The following is a 19,617-nucleotide window of genomic DNA, read 5'->3' as shown; positions in this document are numbered from 1 at the left end:
CTCCGGACCGTAAGGGAGCGGCGGGCGAGGCGTCAATTGGCCTACGCCCGGCCGGCCCGGTCCGGCGACAGCGGGGCGGTGAGGAACGCGGCGATGGGGTCGACCAGTCGTGGGCGCGCGACGGCGATCGCGTCGTGGCGGCTGCGGGGGACCCGGAGCGTGCGGGCTCGGGGCAGGACGCGGACGAGCGCCTCGTTGTGCGCGGCGAAGTAGGGCGGAGCGTTGGCGCCGCAGGCCAGCAGGACCTCGGCGGTGACGTCGGCGTACTGCGCGGCCGGACCGTCGTGTGCCACGACCTGCCGTGTCTCGCACAACGTCATCGGCAGCAGGTCGCCCATCGTGCGCCCGATCGGCGTACGCAGGAACGCCCGGCAGACGGCGGTGCGCAGGCCGAGCGGAAGCCTCGCCGCCCGGGAGTGGCTGTTGACCCCGGCGCCCACGATCGCCAGCGCCCGGGCGATGTCACCCGCCCGGATCGCCTCGTCGGCGGCGTCGAGGTAGTCGAACGGGGGCGTGCCGTCGATGCGGAACGCCGCGTCGTAGAGGGCGAGCCGGTCGATCGGCAGGCGCCGCGCGGCGGCCCGCAGGGCGATGAAGCCCCCGTAGCTGTGGCCAATGACGTGGCGCGCGCCCGTGTGCGCCAGCACGGCGCCGAGATCCTCGATCTCCTGCTCGACGGTGTACGGCTCGCGCCGGGCGGGAGCGTCCGCCCGGCCGCGTCGGTTGTAGGCGTGGACGGTGAAGCGCCCGGCGAGCCGGGCGACGAGTCGGTGGTATTCGGCGAGGGTGATGCCGCCGCCGTGCACCAGGACCACGGCGGGGCCGGTGCCGGTGGTGTGCAGGACGATGTGGGCGCCGTCGGGTGCGGTGATCCGCTCCATGGCCGCTCTCCTCTGATCCACCTAAACCGCGAACGATGTTTGCAGTTTACCGGCGGACGTCGACGAGGGCCACGGTCGCAGGGGTCGGGTGTTCAGCCGTTCGGCGTCTGGCCCCGCCGCCACACCTCGCCCTGGACGGCGTGCCGCTCCGCCGCGTACCGCTCCTGGGTGGCCGCGGCGTCGCGGGCGGCGGCCGAGTCGTCGGGCGAGGACCCGCGCCTCCGGTCCCGCCACCCCACGAAGGCGGCGACCAGCAGGACAGCCACCACGATGAGGGACACCGCCAGCAGGGTCGTCATGCCGTCGACGGTACGGCCCGCCGGCCACCGTCCCCAGTGGTCGCACGGGCCGACGCCGCTACCTGCTCCGCCGGACGGCTCGTACGCCGAACACGATCGCGCCGACGACGAGGACCGCACCCAGGAGCTGGAGGCCCGGCGAGTCGTCGGCCTCTCCGTACACGACGCCGGCGACCCCGAGCGCGATGACGAGGACCGCGGCGACGGCGAGGACGTACTTCATCGGGACTCCTCCACTTCGGCGGCGACGGCGCGGGTCACTCGTCGACCCACTCGAGCAGGTCGCCGGGCTGGCAGTCGAGCACCCGGCACATGGCTTCCAGGGTGCTGAAGCGGACGGCCTTGGCCCGGCCGTTCTTCAGCACGGCGACGTTGGCCGGGGTGAGCCCGACCCGTTCGGCGAACTCACCGACGCTCATCTTGCGTTTGGCCAGCTCGACGTCGATGCGGACGACGATCGGCATCAGATCACCGCTTCCATGTCGGTGCGCAGCGTGGTGGCCTGCCGCAGCAGCGCGCGCATCACCACCATGAGCAGCCCCAGGACGGCGACACCGACCAGCAGCAGGAAGAGCAGCAGCGGCAGCCCGGGGTCGTCGGCGCGGAAACCGACGTAGAGGAACACGCCCAGCAGCACCACCCACGCGGCGACGATCGCCCACACGATCGCGTCGACCCAGCCCAGCGCGGCCTGGGTGAAGATCCGGTCACGTTTGACCAGGGTGAGCAGCTTCCAGGTCGCCACGATCACCACCTGGACGCAGAGCACCCAGAAGACCGTGACGGCGGTCAGCGGCCACCGGAGGTAGGCGGCGTCCGGGGACTCCTTGGCCATGTGCGCGAACTGACCGGGCAGCGACATGGTCTGGAAGACGACCAGGATCCCGAACAGCAGCACGAGGAAGACTCTGAGCGGGCCGACCGCTCGATGTTCGGCGAGCATGCATCGACTATCACTCGCTACCTATCGAAAGTCAATAGGTTCGGCGGGTTTGCCGGGGTCGGCCGGGTTCTCGGTCAGTGCTGGTCGAGCCAGACCACGATCCCGGTCAGGTCGTTGAGCACGGCCGCCACGCCCGCCCGGATCGCCGCCGCGCACCGCTCAGGTGTGAAGGACGCCGGGTCGTACGTCGACGACATGCCCAGCCCCTCGCCCCGGAACGACGCGCCGGACCAGTCGGCCGCCGTGACGTTGTGCGTGGGCTCGGCGAGTTCGGCGCCGACGACGAGGAACTGCTGCGAGAGGTGGCTCGCGGTCACCATCGCGAGCGGATCGATCAGGTCGTTGCCCGCGCTGACGATCAGGTCCGGTCGCATCCTGACGGCCCGGTCGATGCTGCCCACGTAGTCGTGCGCGTCCTTCGGCACCACCGTCCGGAGGTCGACGTCCTCCTCCTCGGCCCAGCCCTTCACCGCCGTCACGAGCGCCCTGGTCGGGGCGTCGTCGCCCGCGGTGATCAACACCACCCGGTAGTCCTCCGGCGGGTGGACCGCCGTCCACGACCCGGGCCGGGGCGTGACGGTCCCCTCGGGCTTGGGCGGGTCGGACGGGTCGACGAACCCTGGGCCGAGAGCGCCGACGGGACTCGGCTTGGGGCGCGGCTGCGACCAGTCGTCGCCGGAGCCACAGCCGGTGAGCAGGGCGGCGACCGCGGCCAGCGTCGCGACAGCCCGGAGGGCGGCACGCACGTGATGGTCCTCTCGAAGGCGTACGGAAAATGCGTGCTCCTTCCTATCCCACAGGCCCCCGGATACCCGCCGCCCGGCCCTTGACCTGGGCCTTTGTTTGCCAACGGTTCGTCGGTCGACCGGTTGCCGTTCATCCGCGACATGCACCGTGCACTCGGCCGACCAAAGGAAAGAGCATGTCGCAACGCATTCGCAGAAGCATCGCCGTCACCGTCGTCGGGCTCGCCGCGGCGGTGATCACCTTTCTGACCGCCGGGCCGGCCCTGGCCCACGGGTTCACGTCGACCGTCTACGGCGACGTCACCGCGGGCGACGACGGCCACGTACGGACGAAGCTGGAACTCGAGTACGACCTCTTCCTCGTCTCCGCCGCCGACGGCGAGGACGACGACCCGCTCTTCCAGCAGGGGCAACCCGCGTTCGAGGACCGCGACGGCGAGGCCATGGCCGCCGCCCTCAACGCCCATCAGCGCTCCGCGGTCGGGTATGTCACCAAGCGCTTCTCCGTCGCCTCCGGCGGCGCGGACTGCACGCCTTCGCAGGTCGGCCCGTTCACGATGGGCGTCCGGGAGGGGGTGCCGTACGCCACCCTGCTGCTCGACTGGAACTGCCCCGAGCGGGGCGACGCGCACGAGGTACGCAGCGGGCTGTTCCCGGACGACGAGGGTTACGTCAAGGGAACCAAGACGATCGTCACGTACGAGATCGACGGCACCTCGGGCAGCGCGGCCATCGACGCCGGGCACCCGTCGTTCTCCACGGCCCAGTCGTGGTACGAGCGGTTCTGGAAGTTCCTGCGGCTGGGCGCGGAGCACCTGCTGACCGGGCTCGACCACATCCTGTTCCTGCTCGCGCTCATCGCCGGCTCCCGTCGCCTGCGCGAGATCGTGCTCGCCGCGACGAGCTTCACGCTGGCCCACTCGGTGACGTTCATGCTGGCCGCGCTCGGCCTGGTCGAGGTGCCCGCGAGAATCGTGGAGCCGATCATCGCCCTCTCGATCGCCGTGGTGGCCGGCTGGCACCTGTGGCGGATCGGGCGTCGCGGCGACCACGCCACGGACCTGGAGACCGCCGGACGCGGACACTTCACTCTGGACCGTTCGGGCTGGATCCGGCTCGGCGTCGTGTTCTGCTTCGGGCTCGTGCACGGTCTGGGCTTCGCGGGCGCGCTGGGCATCGACGAGGCCTGGTCGTGGCAGCTGCTCTGGTCCCTGCTGGTCTTCAACGTCGGCATCGAGGTCGTTCAACTCGCCATCATCGCCGTCGTGTTCCCGCTGCTCGCGCTGCTGCGGCGGCGCTCGCCGACGGCCGGGCTCTGGGCCACCGGGGTGGTTTCCGGGGCCGTGACCGTTATGGGGCTGTTCTGGTTCGTGCAGCGGGTAACCGGATCTTGAGAAACCTGGGGTCTTCCTGGGAGCGATACCGCACCGCCGGGCCCAATTCATGATCGGTTCACCGACCGGGACCACGTTGAGGCTGCTCTCGCAAGAATTCTCATCCGGAAAAGGACGGAAATCGATGAGATTGAGCACCAAGGCGCAGGCCGCTCGGCTTGCGCGGCGTCGGCTGGCCACGGGGGCTGCCGCCGCCATCTTCGGCCTCGGCGTGGCCCTCAGCGGTGGTCTGACGACCGCCGCGAGCGCCGCCGAGACCTCCACCTACAGCGGCATCGTCCTCGGGGTGGGCGCCAACGAGACCCAGCGCATCGTGACCTGGTACTCGTCCGCCGACACCGCCCAGAAGGTCCAGCTCGCGCCGACGAGCTCGATCGTCAACGGCGAGTTCCCGGCCGACGCCCTCAGCTTCGACGCCGTCGGTGCGGCCAACACCTCCACCACCGGCTACAACCGGCACGCCACGATCGCCAACCTGAAGGAGAACACCGGGTACTCGTACCGGGTCGGCTCCGAGGGCAACTGGTCGCCGGCGTACGCCTTCAAGACGCAGGACTTCGAGGGCGACTACGACTTCCTGTTCTTCGGCGACCCGCAGATCGGCTCCTCCGGTGACATCGCCAAGGACCAGGCCGGCTGGGAGGAGACCCTGCGGTACGCCACCACGGCGAACCCGGACATCGAACTGCTGGTCTCCGGTGGTGACCACGTCGAGTCCGCCAACAACGAGGCGCAGTGGAGCGCGTTCCTCGCCCCCGACCAGCTGCGGCAGTACCCCGTCGCGGCCACCATCGGCAACCACGACGTCGGCGGCAAGTCCTGGGAGCAGCACCACTTCACCCCCAACACGGACCGGTCGAGCCAGTACTACAACGGTGACTCGGCGACCCGCTCCGGCGGCGACTTCTGGTACATCTACAAGGACGTGCTGTTCATCGACCTGAACAGCAACAGCTACGTCAACCCGGCCGACGGCTCGCTGGGCGGCGACGCGGCGCACGTCGCGTACGTCACCGACGTCATCAAGAAGCACGGCTCCGAGGCGAAGTGGAAGGTGCTGGTCTACCACCACGCCATCTACTCGCCGGCGAGCCACGCCACCGACGGCGACAACGTGCAGCGGCGCAAGGACTTCACGACCGCCTTCTCCGACCTCGGCGTCGACATGGTGCTGCAGGGGCACGACCACAGCTACTCCCGCAGCTACTCCATCAAGAACGGCGAGAAGGAGAACCCGGCCGAGCAGCCGGGCGCGACCGACGTCTTCCCCGGCCCCGGCGGCGTCATCTACGTGACGGCGAACTCGGCCTCCGGCTCGAAGTACTACGACATCAAGAAGCCGAACCCGGCCGAGGCGGGTAAGCCGCACGGCAACGGTCCGGACCCGCTGGACCCGGACAAGTACTGGTACAACTCGGTGCAGAACCAGGAGCACGTCCGCAGCTACGTCAAGGTCGGGGTCAAGGCCGACAAGCTCGTCGTGGAGAACATCCGCAGCGGCACCTGCGCGGCGCCGAACGCGGCGGTGGAGCTCAAGAAGGTCAACTGCACCAACACGCCGGAGGGCGAGCCGGTCGGCTCGATCGTCGACAAGGTGACGATCCACCCGTACCACGGCAACGGCCAGGACATCCAGGTCAACGTGCCCACCGCCGCCGGTGAGTTCGGCTGGACGATCGACGGCTACAACGGCCTCGTGAACCTGGGCACCGCCCAGGAGCGCGACGGCTGGTACTTCGAGGCGACCGGCAAGATCAACCCGATCGTCGTGTCGGACAGCCGCTTCTCGCTCGCCACGTGGTCGATCTCGGCCAACGTGAGCGACTTCAAGGACGGCGACAAGACCATCGCCGGCTCGTACCTCGGTTGGTCGCCGAAGGTCATCTCGGCCGGGGCCGGCGCCCAGGCCGGGTCGGCCGTGGCCTCCGGCTACGACGACCAGGGCCAGGGCCTCGCGGTCTCGCGCGGCCTCGGCGCCGCCGACCAGGGCCACGACCGTGGCAAGGCCACGCTCGGCGCCGACCTCGACCTCAAGTTCCCGAACGAGGTCGCGAAGGGCAGCTACCGCGCCACCCTCACGATCACCGCCCTGAGCAGCTGATCGCACGGTTCCACCGGGCGGGGTAGGCACCTTCGGGCGCCTACCCCGCCACCCGTTTCACGCCTCTCCAAGATCACACCAAGGACCAGAGATGCACGCGCCCACCACGCGCTGGACGACCCGGACCGCCACGCTCCTCCGTACGACCGCCCTGTCCCTGCTCGCCGCCGTCGCGGCCGCCGGCCTCGGTGCCGGCCCCGCCCTGGCAGCGGACGGCGACGTCGCCTGGACGGTCCGCACGGCCTCCAACAGCTACGGTGCGACCCGGTCCAGCTTCAGCTACAACGTCAATCCCGGCGGCACCCTCGAGGACGCCATGGTCGTGGCCAACCGCGGCCCGGTACCGCTGAACCTCACCGTGTACGCCGCCGACGGCTTCACGACCGGCGGCGGCCAGCTCGACCTGCTCACCCGCGACAAGAAGTCCGTCGCGGTCGGGGCGTGGGTGCACGCCGCCGCGGCCAGCATCGCGATCAAGCCGGGGAAGACCGCCACCGTCCCGTTCACGGTCAAGGTCCCCGACAACGCCACCCCCGGCGACTACGTCGGCGGCATCCTCACCTCCCTGACCCAGCCCGACCAGGCCGAGGGCATCAACGTGGACCGGCGCCTCGGCATCCGGATCAAGCTGCGGGTCGGCGGCGAGCTGAAGCCGAGCCTCGCGATCGAGGACCTCCACGTCGACTACGCCGGCACGGTCAATCCGTTCGGTCGGGGCGACGCCACCGTCACGTACAAGATCCACAACACCGGCAACGCCGCGCTGTCGAGCCAGCAGGCCGCCTCGGTCAGCGGCCCGTTCGGGTTGCTGCGGACCGGCGCCGGCACCCTTCCGAGGTCGCCGGAGCTGCTGCCCGGTGAGAGCTGGGACGTGACGGTGCCCGTCAAGGACGTGAGTCCCGCGTTCCTGCTCACCGCGACCGCCACCCTCACCCCGCTGCTCACCGACGCGTCCGGGTCGGTCACCCCGCTCCCGACGGTCACCGGGACGACCCACGGCTGGGTCGTCCCGTGGGCCCTGCTGGTGCTGGTCATCGTGCTGATCGCGGCGGTCTTCGTGGCGCTGCGCCTCACCCGTCGCCACCGCGCCCGGCGCAGGCAGCGCGAGGACGCCCGCGTGCAGGAGGCCGTCGAGCAGGCGCTGCGCGGGCAGCAGGCGTAGCCGGCCCGTTCAGACCGACTGGCGCGCGGTGAAGAGCCCCGCCCGGTCCACCACGGCCACCACGGCGAGGATCACCGTGGTGGCCGCGGTCGCGACGAGCAGGGGCAGGCCCGCGGTGACCACACCGACCACGGCCAGCACGGGCACCCCGGTCAGCCGGGGCCAGGAGACCCGGCGGTGGATGGCGGCGGAGAGCAGCAACCGCCCGGTGAGGAAGAGCGCCGGCCCGGCCACGACGAACGCCACGGCCCCCGCCTCGTCCGGGTGGGCGATGACCAGCTCGGCACCGGCGGCCGTGGCCACCACCCCGCCGATGATCACGAGGTGCAGGTACGCGGAGGTCGCGCCGAGCCGCGTCGGGTCGGCACGTTCGATGGCCGGGGCGAGCTGCCGCCCGGCCGGCGTCACGTAGAGCAGACCCAGCAGCACCGCCATGGCGAAGACCAGCAGGAACGCGACGGTGTGGGCCAGCCCGGTGCCGGCACGGCTGTAGACCAGACCGGCCGTCAGGATCAGCTCGCCGAGCGAGATGACGAAGACCTGCTGGAAGCGTTCGGCGAGGTGACCGCCGGTGAGGCGGAGCTCCTCGGCGGTGGCGCGGCCGAGCCCGGGCACCGGCCAGCCCAGGCTCGGCCCGGTGTAGTCGACCGCCAGCGCGAGCACCCAGAGCGGAACGCGCGCCGCCGGCACGAGGACCCCGGCCGTCCACAGCGCGCCGCTCACGACGAACCAGCACAGGATCCGCAGGGTGCGCCGGCGGCGCGGATGGTTGCGCAGCACCAGCAGGCCGAGCAGGGCCCGGCCCAGTTCGGTCACGACCAGGGCGCCGGCGAAGAGCTCGGCCCGCTCACCCAGGGCGGCCGGCGCGGCCGCCCCCATGAGCAGGCCACCCAGCGCGGCGCCGACCAGGACCACCCGCAGGATCAGCGTTCCCGGGGCGTACCAGTCGGCCGACCAGGCGGTCGTCACCCACAGCCACCAGAGCGCGGCGAGCAGGAGAGTGGTGCGCAACGCCGCCGCGACGCCCACGTCGGCCAGCAGGACGGTGGTCAGCTGGTTGAGCGCGAACACGAACGCGAGGTCGAAGAAGAGCTCCAGGAAGGTGGCGCTCACCGGGTCCTCGCGGTGCCGCAGCAGCCGCTCCGGCCTGCTCACCATCTGCGCTCCTCCGGCCGCCTCCCGCTGCTGTCGTACCACCGGTCGGGCGGCCGGCGTGGCGAAAGCGGGGAGACGGCCGCCCGGTCCGCGTCCGTCCCCGCCGCGCCCGCACACGTCGGCCTCGGCCCGCGCCGCCAGGCGACACCCGTGCAGAACGCGCACCCCGTGGTCACGGTGACGTCGGCCGCCGCCGGGCCTCCCGAGCGACGGTCGACGGTGCGGGGGCGACCCGGCGGGACGTCCTGTCGTTGATCCGGCTGCACCCCACGGCCCGCGCCGACCACGGTGGGGGCACCGACCGTCGAGGAGGACGCCGATGACCAGCCAGCGGGAGACCGTCCAGGTCGAACCGGACCTGTTCCGAGCCGTCTACGACTCGCCCGCCGCGCTGCCCGGCCGGCATCGCTGGACGACCCCGGAGGCGGACGTACGCCGGCTGGAGAAGCTGCTCGGCATCCCGCCGCGCAGCATCGGCGCTCCGCTCTGGGTCAGCGGCGACGAACCGGACTGCCCGAAGTGCGGCCGGCGGCTGACCTGGTACGACATCGTCTCCTCCGCGCTCGACGGCGTCCACGACCGGATGATGATCGCCACGGTGATCCTCGGCGACCGCAAGTACGTCAACACCGAGGTGCCCGACGCCATCCCCGGCGTGCGCTGCGCCGACTGCCACACCGCCATCGACGGGCTGCGCAGCTTCAAGTGCCACAACTGGGCGTACGCCTTTGAGGCGCTGGAGAAGGTCCGGGAGCGGATGACCGGCGGGCTCGTGGCCGAGTGAGCCTCAGCCGGCGGCGCGGCGCGGCGGTCGCCGACCGGGCGGGCAGGGCGGCTCCGGCCCCGGGTCGGGCACCGGCGGCATCGGCCGGCTGACCGGGGCGTCCGCGCCCACGCGGAGCCGCTCGCCGTGGTGCCACACCTCGATGACGGCGTCCGGGCCGGCGTCGGGCAGCTCGTAACGCGCCTCGCCCGGCGTGAGCGTGACCCGCAGCCGGTGACCGTGCCAGAGCAGGTGGAACGCCAACCGCTCGATCCGCCCGGGCAGCCGGGGATCGAAGGAGAGCACGCCCCGGTCGTCGCGCAGCCCGCCGAAGCCCTGCACCAGCGCGAGCCACGCCCCGGCCAGCGAGGCGAGGTGCAGCCCGTCGGCGGTCTTGTCGCCCAGGTCGGCCAGGTCCTGGAGGGCCGACTCGGCGAACAGGTCGTACGCCAGGTCGAGGTGCCCGACCTCGGCGGCGAGCACCGCCTGCGGCGCGGCCGACAGCGACGAGTCGCGGACCGTGCGGGGCTGGTAGTACGCCAGGTTGCGCGCCTTCTGCTCCGCCGTGAACTCGCCCGGGCAGCACAGCATGGCCAGCACCAGGTCGGCCTGCTTGACCACCTGCCGGCGGTAGAGCTCCAGGTAGGGGTGGTGCAACAGGAGTGGGTAGTCGTCCCCGTAGGTGCCGGCGAAGTCCCACTCGGGGCGGCTGGTGAAGCCGGCCGACTGCTGGTGCACCCCGCGCTCGTGGTCGTACGGGACGGCCATCGCGTCCGCCGCGGCCCGCCAGCGCGCCACCTCGGCCGCGTCGACACCGAGCCGCTCCGCCTGCTCGGGGAGGCGCTCGGCGGCGTCCGCCGCGCCGTACAGGTTGCGCCGGGCCATCAGGTTCGTGAAGACGTTGTCGTCGACGAGCGCGCTGTACTCGTCGGGGCCGGTCACGCCGTACAGGTGGAAGGCGCCGTCGTCGCCGTGGTGGCCGAAGCCGTGCCAGAGCCGCGCCGTCCCGACCAGCAGCTCCAGCCCCGACTCGCGCAGGAAGCCGCCATCGCCGGTGGCCGCCACGTAGCGCAGCACCGCGTCGGCGATGTCGGCGTTCACGTGTAAACCGGCGGTGCCGGCCGGCCAGTAACCGCTGCACTCGCGACCGCCGATGGTCCGCCACGGGAAGGTGACGCCCGGCAGCCGCAGCTCCTCGGCCCGCTCCCGGGCCTCCGGCAGGTGCGCGTGACGCCAGCGCAGCGCGTTGCGGGCCACGGCCGGGGCGAGGTAGGTGAGCACCGGCAGCACGTAGCTCTCGGTGTCCCAGAGCACGTGCCCGTCGTAGCCGTTGCCGGTCAGCCCCTTCGCCGGGATCGTCCGGTCGCCGTCCGGACGGCCGGCCTGGAGCAGGTGGAACATCGCGAACCGGACGGCCTGCTGGAGCTCCGGATCGCCCTCCAGCTCCACGTCGGCGGTGCGCCACGCGGCGTCCCACGCGGCCCGCTGCCCGGCGAGCAGCGTGTCGAAGCCGTCGGCGCGCGCCGCCTCGGCCTCGGCGACCACCAGGTCGGCCAGCTCGTCCGGAGGCGTGCCGTCCGCCGGCTCGCACTCGTATGCGGCGAACTTGGTCAGCCGCAGCCGCTCGCCGGGGGCGAGCGGACCGGTGAGGGTGACCCGCAGGCGGTCCGGGGTGCAGTCGCTCTCCGCCGCGACGGTCTGCGGCGCGTCCACCAGGTGGGCGACCGCCACCGCGACCCGCTGCGCGCTGCGATCGGTGCGGTGCACCAGCACGCCGTCCAGGCCGCTCGCGCGGCGGGCCTCCGCGGTCAGCGGATCGGTCACCACGGCGGCGGCGCGCGGGTCGTCGGAGCGTTCGGGCACCCGCTCGTTGGCCAGCAGATCCGAGCAGACGCGCACCTCGACGGTCGCGTCGAGCGGCTCCACCTCGTAGCGGACGGCGGCGATCGGCCGCCGGGGCAGGGAGACCAGGCGGGTGCTGCGGATCCGCACGCCGTGACCGCCCGGCGAGATCCACTCGGTCTCCCGGCGCAGCACCCCGGCCCGCAGGTCGAGGACCCGCTCGTGGGTACGCAGGGTGCCGGTGCGGATGTCCAGCGGCTCGCCGTTGACCCAGAGCCGGATCAGGGCGGCGTTCGGCGCGCTGACCACGGTGTCACTGAGCTGCGGAAACCCGTAGCCGTCCTCCGGGTAGTCGACCTTGCGCGCCTCGTAGAAGCCGTTGAGGTAGCTGCCCGGCATCCCGTACGGCTCGCCCTCGTCGAGGGTGCCCCGCCAGCCGACCCAGCCGTTGGCCAACGCGAAGATCGATTCGGTCTCGGCGAGCCGGTCGAGGTCGGCCGCCGTACGCCGGATCCGCCAGCTCCCGTCGTCCTCACCCGACGCGCGCGCCACCGGTTCGGCGGTGGTGGCGGTGCTGTGCACGGAGCCTCCCGTGGTCGCGTCGTTCCCGGATCGTGCCGGACCCGGCTGTGAGGTCCCTGAGACGAAGGTCAGATCCCTGCCCTGGCCTTGGTTCACTGCGGTGAACTGTTGGTTATCCGTACCTTTCTCCAAGGTGAACGGGGTATGAACGAGACCGTGAGGTGAGTCATGGTGCAGACCGGCATGACCGACGTACCGGAAATCAGCGCGGACTGGTACCAGGACATCGTCGACGCGGCGGCCGACACCCCGCAACCCGTGCAGTGGTTCGCCGGGCACTTCACCGAGGCGTCGATCGTGCTGCTCGGCCTCCTGCTGCTGGCCGCGGCGCTCACCCGCCTCGGTGGCAGCCCACGGGAACGCGCGCTCGCCCTGGTGGCGCCGGTCCCGGTCGTCCTGGCGTACGGGTGCAGCGAGTGGCTCAAGACGATCGTGGACGAGGACCGTCCGTGCCGGGCGATGACCCGGGCGATCATCGCCGGCACCTGCCCACCACCGGGCGACTGGTCGTTCCCGAGCAATCACAGCACGATCGCCGGCGCGCTGGCCGTCGCCACGCTGCTGCTCTCCCGCCGGATCGGTCTGGTGGCGCTGCCCCTGGCCGCGCTCGCCGCGTTCTCCCGGACCTTCGTCGGGGTCCACTACCCGCACGACGTGGCCGCCGGGGTGCTGCTGGGCGCCGTCGTCGTGCTGGCGCTCGTCCCGTTGCTGGTCCGCCCGGTCGCCCGGGTGCTCCGCCGCCGGTCGACCGCGGAGGCGCCGGTGGCCGACACGGTGGGCGGCCCCACCCGCCGCTGAGAGCGCCGGGCCACGCGGCGACCCCTACACGGCCGTCAGCAGCAGCGCGGCCACCGTGCCGAGCACCAGGAACGGCCCGAACGGGACGTGACTGGACCAGCGGGCCCGGCGGGCCAGCAGCAGGCCGAGGCTGACCAGCGCGGAGAGCCCGAGGGCGAGCAGCAGCCCGGCCACCACGACGGGCCAGCCGTGCCAGCCGAGCAGCGCGCCGACGCCGAGCGCCAGCTTGGCGTCACCCAGCCCGAAACCGCGCGCGCCGAGCAGCAGGGTGGTGGTGGCGAAGAAGAGCGCGAGCCCGGCCCCGGCCAGCCCGGCGCGGAGAAAGGCGCCCGCGCCGGGCCCGGTCAAAGCGGCCAGCCCGAGCAGCGCCCAGACCCCGGCCGCGGCGGGCCAGGTGAGCCGGTCCGGGAGGCGGTGCACCGCCACGTCGACGAAGCAGAGCGGCACCGCCCAGCCGAGCCACCAGGCCACGGCCGCCAGCGCCGCCGCGCCGGCCAGCCCGGCCGAGGGTGGGCCGAGCAGCGCCACCACAGCCGCCGCCGCGAGCGCCGTGACCTCGATGGTGGCCGGTGGCGGCCCGACCCGGGCCCGGCAGCGCGCGCAGCGGGCGACCGGGCCCAGCGCCGGCCAGGGACGCCGCAGGTCGATCGGGCCGCCGCACGCCGGGCAGCCGGCCCGGTGCGCCGCCCCCGGGGGTACGGCGTGCCGCAGCACCGCCAGCCGCAGCAGTGGGGTGAGCGCGAGTGCGGCCGGCGCGGCGCGGCCGGTGCGCGGCCGGACGGTGGTGTCGGGTCCGGACGCGACGGCCGCCTCGCCGGCCTCCGGCGGGATGGGCGGACGGCCGCTCAGCGCCATGACCGCTCCCCGACCCCGTCACGGCGACCGCCGAACGCGAACACGCAGCGTAACTTAACGATCGCTTTGGTGTGGCGGATGGCGCGGAAAGCGACCCGGCGAGGGGGCCGCGCGAGGTCGCACCGGGCCCGGCGGGCCGCGACGACGCGGCGGTCCGGTCCGGGCCGGCGACGGGGGGACGGATCGGGCGAGATGCCGCGAGCGGGTCGACTCCTCTCCACCGTCCGGCCGGCGCGACCCCCGACCGCCGTCGGCGGGCGCCGCCGTTCGGCGCCCTTCCCGCCCCGCCCGCACCCGATCGCGCCGAATGCCCTGGCCGCCACCCGCCACCACCACCTGTCATCACACAGAGTATTCGCTTGAATTGCCTCTGTTGCATCGGCGGACGTCAGCCTATGCTCGCCCCTTGGGTGTGACGCAAGCCTCACCGACACGATGGGACGGCATCGAACTTCGCTTTTGTAAAAGATCTGTAACGGTAAATGCGGCAGCGAATTCCACGGCCCTGGATGCCAGCATTCGGGCGCGCTTCCGCATGCCCGGGGGCGACGAGGACGTCGCCACCGGGTCGCCACCGAGGAGGCACGGCGGTGCGAGGACGGCAGCTCAGCCGAGCGGCAATCTGCCTGATCACGGTCACGGTGACGACCTCCGTCACGGCCTGCGGAGCCGGGCGGGAGGCGGCCGTGCGGCCACCGGAGGCCCCGGCCGCGCAGGCCGCGGCGGCTGCGGACACCAGTGAACAGGCCGCGAGAAAAGCCGCACTCGACGCGTATTCCGGCTATCTCGACGCGTCTCGCACGGCGAGTCGACGAAGCGATCCGCACGCGCCGGAACTGTCCCGGTTCCTCGCGGATCCGCTGTTGACCCGGGTCCGATTGGCAATTCGCGAGGCGAAGGAGCACGGCGCGATGCGTACCGGAACGTTGAAGTCCGACCCCACCGTGACGGCGGTCAGTCTGGACTCCGTACCGGCCACCGTGGAGATCCAGGACTGTCTCGACGCGACCGGATACCGGCTGGTCTACGTCAAGGACCGTCGCACGGTGCCGGGCAGCGGCGGGAAGCGGTACCTGGCCACCGCCACCGCCACCCGGTACCCCGACGGCCGCTGGCTAATCAGCTCCGGCGCCGCCCACCAGGACCAGCCGTGCTGACCTGGGGAGGAAGGGGCGCCCCGGCCCGACCCCCGCGGGCCGGGGCACCCCGCCGGGCGCGGACGCTCCGGCGTACCGCCGCCCGGGTCGCGGGTCTCGGCCTGGCGGCCGCGCTGGCGGCCGGCGGCATGGGGCCGGCGACCGCCGCCCAGCGCGCCGACCCGGGCGTCGACTGCCCGCCGGAGCAGCACGACTGCAGCGTCTGGGACGACGACCCGGGCACGCCCGGCGGTGGCGGGGACGGCGGCGACAGCGGCGGGGGCGGCGACTCGGGCGGAGGCGGCGGAGCCGGCAAGTGCCAGTGGAACGGCCGCACCGTGAAGTGCTACGACGACGTCCTCGGCTGGTTCAACAACGCCGACGGCTGCTACTACAAGCTGGAGAGCCCACAGCGCCCCGGCACGCCCGAGGGCAAGCAGTGGTACCTGCTCACCTGCAACGGCGGTGACCAGGGCGCCCAGCGCGCGGAGCTGCTCGACGGCCCCCCACCCGGCTTCGGCGCCCCGCCCGACCCGGAGGAGCTGGCCCGCCGGGCGCTCGCCTCGATCCGGCTGCTGCCACCCCGCATCGGGGTCGCACCGCGCCGCGCCAACGGGCCGGGCCTGGTCGGTCTGCCCGTCTGGATGTGGGCCCAGCGCGACCCGGCCGGCGGCGAGAAGCACTTCTTCGGCCCCCTCCGCGCCTCGGCCAGCGATCGCGGGCTCACCGTCTCCATCGAGGCGACGGTGGACCGCGTCGTGTGGGACATGGACAACGGCGAGCGGATCACCTGCACCGGGCCGGGGACGCCGTACACGGTGACCGGCCGGTACGCCGGCCGCCCGTCACCCGACTGCGGCTACGACAGCGGATACCCGAAGGCCGGCACCTACGACGTCAGCGCCACCACGCACTGGACGGTGCGGTGGTGGACCGACGGCGGGGTCGAGGGCGATCCGATCACGCAGACCCGGACCAGCGGCACGGCCTCGATCCGGATCAACGAACTCCAGGTGGTGACGCGATGAGCGAGAACGATGAGCCGACCGGAACGGCGGTGCCCCGGTGAGTCTGGCGACCCGCAACGGAACCGACCCGGTCGAGGCCCCGGTCAACCCGCCCCGGGTGGTCCGGCAGCGCCGGATACGCCCCGGGCTGCTCGGCCTCGCCGTGCTGCTCATCGCCCTCGGCGGCCTGGGCGCCGCGTTCGCGGTGACCTCCGTACGCGCCACCGGCAGCTACCTGGCGGTGGCCCGACCGGTGGAGGTGGGCCGGCAGCTCAGCGCGGACGACCTCAGGCCGGTGCAGGTGGCGGGCGGTCAGGGGCTCGACCCCGTGCCCGCCGACCGGCTCGACGAGGTGATCGGAAAGCGGGCCGCGGTGTCGCTGACCCCGGGCACCCTGCTGAGCCCGGCGCAGCTGACCGACGACCCGCTGCTCGGGCCCGGTCAGCAGCAGATCGCGCTGGGCCTCGACCCCGCCGAGGTGCCCGCCCGCCAACTGCACCCGGGAGACAAGGTGCTGCTGGTCAGCACGCCGGACGACGACGCGGCCGGCACGGCCGCCGCCGGCACCCGCTTCCCGGCCACCGTCATCGACACCCGCGCCTCGGACACCGACGACGAGATCGTGGTCTACCTGGCGCTCACCGTGCGGGACGTCCCGGCCGTGGTGGCGCTCAACGCGCAGGAGCGGATCGCGGTCGTGCTCACCGAGGCGGCCTGATGGCGATCATCGCGCTGGTCTCCGCCAAGGGCTCGCCGGGCGTCACCACCTCGGCGCTGGCCGCCGCGCTGACCTGGCACCGCCGCCTGGTCCTCGCCGAGTGCGACCCGGCCGGCGGCTCGATCCTCGCCGGCTTCCTGGGCGGCGCGCTCGACGGCCCACGCGGGATCGGTGAGCTGGCCGTCGGTGAACTGCGCGACGGCAACCTGGAGACCGCCTTCTGGTCGCAACTCGTCGACCTGGACGCACCCCGGCGGGAGCGGCTCCTCCTGCCCGGCGTCGTCGACCCGGCCCAGTCCGGCAGCGTCACCCCGCTGTGGCAGCGCTTCGCCGACTTCTTCACCGGCCTGGAGCGCGGCACACCCCCGTACGACGTGCTGGTCGACTGCGGTCGGCTGCACGTGGCCAACCCGCCCTGGCCGCTGCTGCGGGCCGCCTCGGTGGTGCTCGTGGTGGCCCGGGCCGAGCTACCCGACCTCTCCGGAGCCCAGGCCATGGTCAGGGCGATCGAGCGGGACTTCGCCGAACACCGGGTGCCGCCGGGCAACCTGCGGCTGTTGCTGGTGGGCGACGGGCACGGGCGCGCCGAGATCAGCCGGGCGCTGCGCCTGCCGGTGATCGCCCGGCTCCCGCACGACCCGCGTACCGCCCGGGTGCTCACCCTCGGCGGGACGGTACGGGCCGCACGGCCCCTGATGCGCGCGGCGGCCGCCCTGGAGGTGCCGGTCGGGGCGCTTCTCGACCGGCGCCGGGCGCGGCTCGGCTGGCCCGTCCAGCAGGGGGTGCCGGGTGCGCTTTGAACCGGTCTCCGCCGACCCCCGGCAGCACCCGCCGACGGCCACCTCGACCGCGCCGCCGCTCGCCCCGCCGAACGGCCGCCATCAGGCGCCGCCGCGCCCGACGGCCGGGGACGCGCCGACCCCGCCACCGCCGCGACCGCGGGTGGACTTCCCGGTGGTCCGGGAGCTGCGCCGGCAGCTCACCGAACGGCTCACGCTGTGGCAGCGCGGGCGGGAGTTCAGCCCCGACGAGGAGGACACCGAACGGGCCCGGCTCGCCGTGGCGGTGGTCGCCGAGTACGCCGACTCGGTCCGCCGGGCGGGCACACCGATGCCCGCCGACGAGGAGCGGCTCCTGCTCGACCAGGTGACCGCGGAGCTGGTCGGCCTCGGCCGACTGCAGACCCTCCTGGTCGACGAGACGATCGAGGAGGTGCACATCCTCGGCTGCGACCAGGTGCGCATCACCCGACACGGCGGCGGCGTCGACTGGGGCGAACCCATCGCCGACAGCGACGCGGAGTTCGTGGAGATCCTCCAGGCGGCGGCCCGCCGGGCCGGAGCGACCGAACGCTCCCTCTCCACCTCGAAACCCACCCTCGACCTGCAACTGCCCGACGGCAGCCGCCTCGCCGCGGTCTTCCTGGTCACCCACCGCCCGTACGCGGTGATCCGCAAGCACAACACGCTCGACGTGAGCCTCGACGACATCGCCGGTTCCCGGCCGGGTCTCGACGAGATGATCGACCCGCTGCTGCGGGACTTCCTCCGCGCGTCCATGCGCGCCGGGCTCAACATCATGATCGCGGGGCTCGCCGGCGCCGGGAAGACCACAGTCGTCCGGGCGCTGATGAACGAGATCCCGCCCGACGAGCCGTACGTGCTGCTCGAGGAGAGCCGGGAGCTGCTCCCGGCCCGCCGGCAGCAGCGGCACCGGGCGGTGATGAGCTTCGAGGCCCGCGAGGGGCACGGCGAACGGGGGCTGGACGGGCGGCCGGCCGGCGAGGTGACCATCGCCGACCTGATCCCCGTCTCGCTGCGGATGGGGGTGCTGCGGATCATCGTGGGCGAGGTCCGGTCCCGGGAGATCGTCCCCATGCTTCAGGCGATGACGACCAGCCGGGGCTCGATGTGCACCATCCACGCCCGTACGCCCGCCGGCGTCGGTGAGCGGATCGTCGAGCTGGCGCTGGCGCACGGCCGGGAGATGACCGTCGACCAGGCCCGCCGGATGGCCGGCAACGCGCTCGACCTGATCGTCTACGTGACGGTCGAGGACGAGACCGCGATCGGTGGGCGCAAGCACCGGTTCGTCTCGCACGTCGAGGAGGTGATCGGCGCCGGGGACAGCGGGCGGATCACCACCACGACGGTGTTCGGCCCCGGGCCGGACGGCCGGGCGGTGCCCCGACACCTGCCGGAACGCGTCCGCGACCAGCTGCTCCGGGTCGGCTACGACGCCCGGCTGCTCAGCCGATGGATCGAGGCCGGCACCGGTGCGTGGCGGCGGCCCCGGCAGACCCGACTGGCCCGGCGGTGACGGCGTGCGTGACGACATCGAGCTGATCGCGGTGGTCTCCGGGGCCGCCTGCGTGGCCGGCCTCGTGCTGGCGGTCGTCGCCCTGGTCGGCACCCGCCGGCCACCCGGCCCCACGCCCGGCGCCGGGCCCGGCCTGACTCGCCTCTGGTACGGCTCCGGCAACACGCCCCGCGAGCGCCGCAACCACCAGACCCTGCTGGTCGGCGCGCTCGTGGCCGGGGCGGTGGCCTTCCTGCTCACCGGCCTGCCGGTGGTCGGCCTGCTGGTCGCGGCGGCGGTCCCCGGCACCCCCTGGCTGTTCACCGTGGGGCGGGCCGAGCAGCGGGCGATCGCCCGGATCGAGGCGGTCGGCGAGTGGACCCGCCGGCTCAAGGACGTCTCCGCCACCGGGCAGGGGCTCCAGCAGGCGATCATCCACACCGTCGGCACCGCACCGGAGGAGATCGAGGAGGAGGTGCGGCTGCTCGCCGCCCGGCTCCAGGCCGGCTGGCTCGCCCGCTCCGCCCTGCTCGCGTTCGCCGACGAGATCGGCGACCCGGTCTGCGACCAGGTGGTGGCCGCGCTGATCCTGCACCTGACCGACCGGGGCGACCGCCTCGGCGACGTGCTCGGCGCGATCGCCGCCGCCGCGGCCGCCGAGGTCGCCACCCGGCGGGAGGTCGAGGCGAAGCGCACCCAGCCCCGGTTCGCGGTGCGCTTCCTCACCGGGATGACCCTCGCCACCCTCGTCTACGGGCTGCTCAACACCGAGTACATCCGCCCGTACGGCACGCCGTTCGGGCAGCTCGTGATGGCGACCCTGGGTGTCGCGTTCATCGGCCTGCTGGCCTGGGTGCGGTCGATGAGCCAGCCCCGGCGACCGGCCCGCTTCCTCCCCGCCCCCGACCCGGAGGAGGCGATCGCGTGAGCGAGCACG

General features: G+C 73.2%; 20 protein-coding genes. 11 read left to right on the top strand and 9 right to left on the bottom strand.

What is annotated here, in order from left to right:
- Positions 1-41 precede the first annotated feature (41 nt).
- The 6 genes from SM573_RS13965 to SM573_RS13940 all read right to left on the bottom strand — a co-directional run bounded on the left by SM573_RS13965 (position 42) and on the right by SM573_RS13940 (position 2,869).
- Entirely contained in the window at positions 42-881 is an 840-nt protein-coding gene (locus tag SM573_RS13965; RefSeq protein ID WP_474616237.1) for an alpha/beta fold hydrolase, read from the bottom strand.
- A gap of 92 nt (positions 882-973) precedes the next feature.
- Entirely contained in the window at positions 974-1,180 is a 207-nt protein-coding gene (locus SM573_RS13960; protein ID WP_474616236.1) for a hypothetical protein, read from the bottom strand.
- Positions 1,181-1,238: 58 nt separating this feature from the next.
- On the bottom strand, positions 1,239-1,403 hold the full coding sequence (locus SM573_RS13955) for a hypothetical protein (RefSeq protein WP_474612587.1): 165 nt from the start codon (positions 1,401-1,403) through the stop codon (positions 1,239-1,241).
- A 34-nt stretch (positions 1,404-1,437) separates the two neighbouring features.
- Positions 1,438-1,644 (bottom strand): helix-turn-helix domain-containing protein, encoded by a 207-nt coding sequence (locus SM573_RS13950; RefSeq protein WP_026874506.1) that lies wholly within the window; start codon positions 1,642-1,644, stop codon positions 1,438-1,440.
- A complete protein-coding gene (locus SM573_RS13945) occupies positions 1,644-2,123 on the bottom strand; it encodes a DUF2975 domain-containing protein (protein WP_474612586.1) in 480 nt (159 codons plus the stop codon). The genes SM573_RS13950 and SM573_RS13945 overlap by 1 nt, the downstream gene beginning before the upstream one ends.
- Before the next feature lie 74 nt (positions 2,124-2,197).
- Positions 2,198-2,869 (bottom strand): type 1 periplasmic-binding domain-containing protein, encoded by a 672-nt coding sequence (locus tag SM573_RS13940; RefSeq protein ID WP_474612585.1) that lies wholly within the window; start codon positions 2,867-2,869, stop codon positions 2,198-2,200.
- Positions 2,870-3,045: 176 nt separating this feature from the next.
- On the opposite strand from SM573_RS13940, the gene SM573_RS13935 reads away from it, so the two are divergent.
- From SM573_RS13935 to SM573_RS13925, 3 genes are all read left to right on the top strand, one after another.
- Complete coding sequence (locus SM573_RS13935) at positions 3,046-4,263, top strand: HupE/UreJ family protein (protein ID WP_474612584.1); 1,218 nt, start codon at positions 3,046-3,048, stop codon at positions 4,261-4,263.
- Between the two features lie 124 nt (positions 4,264-4,387).
- Positions 4,388-6,364, top strand: a complete 1,977-nt coding sequence (locus tag SM573_RS13930; RefSeq protein ID WP_474616235.1) for a purple acid phosphatase family protein — start codon at positions 4,388-4,390, stop codon at positions 6,362-6,364.
- Positions 6,365-6,455: 91 nt separating this feature from the next.
- The gene (locus SM573_RS13925) at positions 6,456-7,526 is read left to right on the top strand and encodes a WxL protein peptidoglycan domain-containing protein (RefSeq protein WP_474616234.1); all 1,071 of its coding nucleotides are present in this window, start codon (positions 6,456-6,458) and stop codon (positions 7,524-7,526) included.
- A 9-nt stretch (positions 7,527-7,535) separates the two neighbouring features.
- Here the strand turns inward: SM573_RS13925 and SM573_RS13920 are convergent, their stop codons facing one another.
- Positions 7,536-8,684 (bottom strand): low temperature requirement protein A, encoded by a 1,149-nt coding sequence (locus SM573_RS13920; protein ID WP_474612581.1) that lies wholly within the window; start codon positions 8,682-8,684, stop codon positions 7,536-7,538.
- Positions 8,685-9,000: 316 nt separating this feature from the next.
- Between SM573_RS13920 and SM573_RS13915 the strand changes: the two genes are divergently transcribed.
- Complete coding sequence (locus SM573_RS13915; RefSeq protein ID WP_474612580.1) at positions 9,001-9,465, top strand: hypothetical protein; 465 nt, start codon at positions 9,001-9,003, stop codon at positions 9,463-9,465.
- A gap of 3 nt (positions 9,466-9,468) precedes the next feature.
- Here SM573_RS13915 and SM573_RS13910 read toward each other — a convergent pair whose 3' ends face one another.
- The gene (locus SM573_RS13910) at positions 9,469-11,868 is read right to left on the bottom strand and encodes a glycoside hydrolase family 65 protein (RefSeq protein ID WP_474616233.1); all 2,400 of its coding nucleotides are present in this window, start codon (positions 11,866-11,868) and stop codon (positions 9,469-9,471) included.
- A 168-nt stretch (positions 11,869-12,036) separates the two neighbouring features.
- Between SM573_RS13910 and SM573_RS13905 the strand changes: the two genes are divergently transcribed.
- Entirely contained in the window at positions 12,037-12,666 is a 630-nt protein-coding gene (locus SM573_RS13905; RefSeq protein ID WP_474612578.1) for a phosphatase PAP2 family protein, read from the top strand.
- A 24-nt stretch (positions 12,667-12,690) separates the two neighbouring features.
- Here the strand turns inward: SM573_RS13905 and SM573_RS13900 are convergent, their stop codons facing one another.
- Entirely contained in the window at positions 12,691-13,521 is an 831-nt protein-coding gene (locus SM573_RS13900; RefSeq protein ID WP_474616232.1) for a prepilin peptidase, read from the bottom strand.
- A 590-nt stretch (positions 13,522-14,111) separates the two neighbouring features.
- Between SM573_RS13900 and SM573_RS13895 the strand changes: the two genes are divergently transcribed.
- The 6 genes from SM573_RS13895 to SM573_RS13870 are packed head-to-tail and all read left to right on the top strand — an operon-like array spanning position 14,112 to position 19,608.
- Complete coding sequence (locus SM573_RS13895) at positions 14,112-14,678, top strand: hypothetical protein (RefSeq protein WP_474612576.1); 567 nt, start codon at positions 14,112-14,114, stop codon at positions 14,676-14,678.
- Positions 14,672-15,685: a hypothetical protein gene (locus SM573_RS13890; protein ID WP_474616231.1), complete on the top strand. Its 1,014-nt coding sequence runs from the start codon at positions 14,672-14,674 to the stop codon at positions 15,683-15,685. The genes SM573_RS13895 and SM573_RS13890 overlap by 7 nt, the downstream gene beginning before the upstream one ends.
- Positions 15,686-15,722: 37 nt before the next feature.
- Complete coding sequence (locus tag SM573_RS13885) at positions 15,723-16,382, top strand: SAF domain-containing protein (protein ID WP_474616230.1); 660 nt, start codon at positions 15,723-15,725, stop codon at positions 16,380-16,382.
- Entirely contained in the window at positions 16,382-17,182 is an 801-nt protein-coding gene (locus tag SM573_RS13880) for a CpaE/TadZ family protein (protein ID WP_474616229.1), read from the top strand. Before SM573_RS13885 ends, SM573_RS13880 begins: the two co-directional genes overlap by 1 nt.
- Entirely contained in the window at positions 17,172-18,701 is a 1,530-nt protein-coding gene (locus tag SM573_RS13875; protein ID WP_474616228.1) for a CpaF family protein, read from the top strand. The genes SM573_RS13880 and SM573_RS13875 overlap by 11 nt, the downstream gene beginning before the upstream one ends.
- Before the next feature lie 4 nt (positions 18,702-18,705).
- Positions 18,706-19,608 (top strand): type II secretion system F family protein, encoded by a 903-nt coding sequence (locus SM573_RS13870; protein WP_474612571.1) that lies wholly within the window; start codon positions 18,706-18,708, stop codon positions 19,606-19,608.
- Positions 19,609-19,617: the final 9 nt, after the last annotated feature.

This window comes from Micromonospora xinjiangensis (assembly GCF_056150165.1).
The sequence above is the reverse complement of the archived record's forward strand: the minus strand, read 5'-3'. Positions and strand labels throughout refer to the sequence as shown.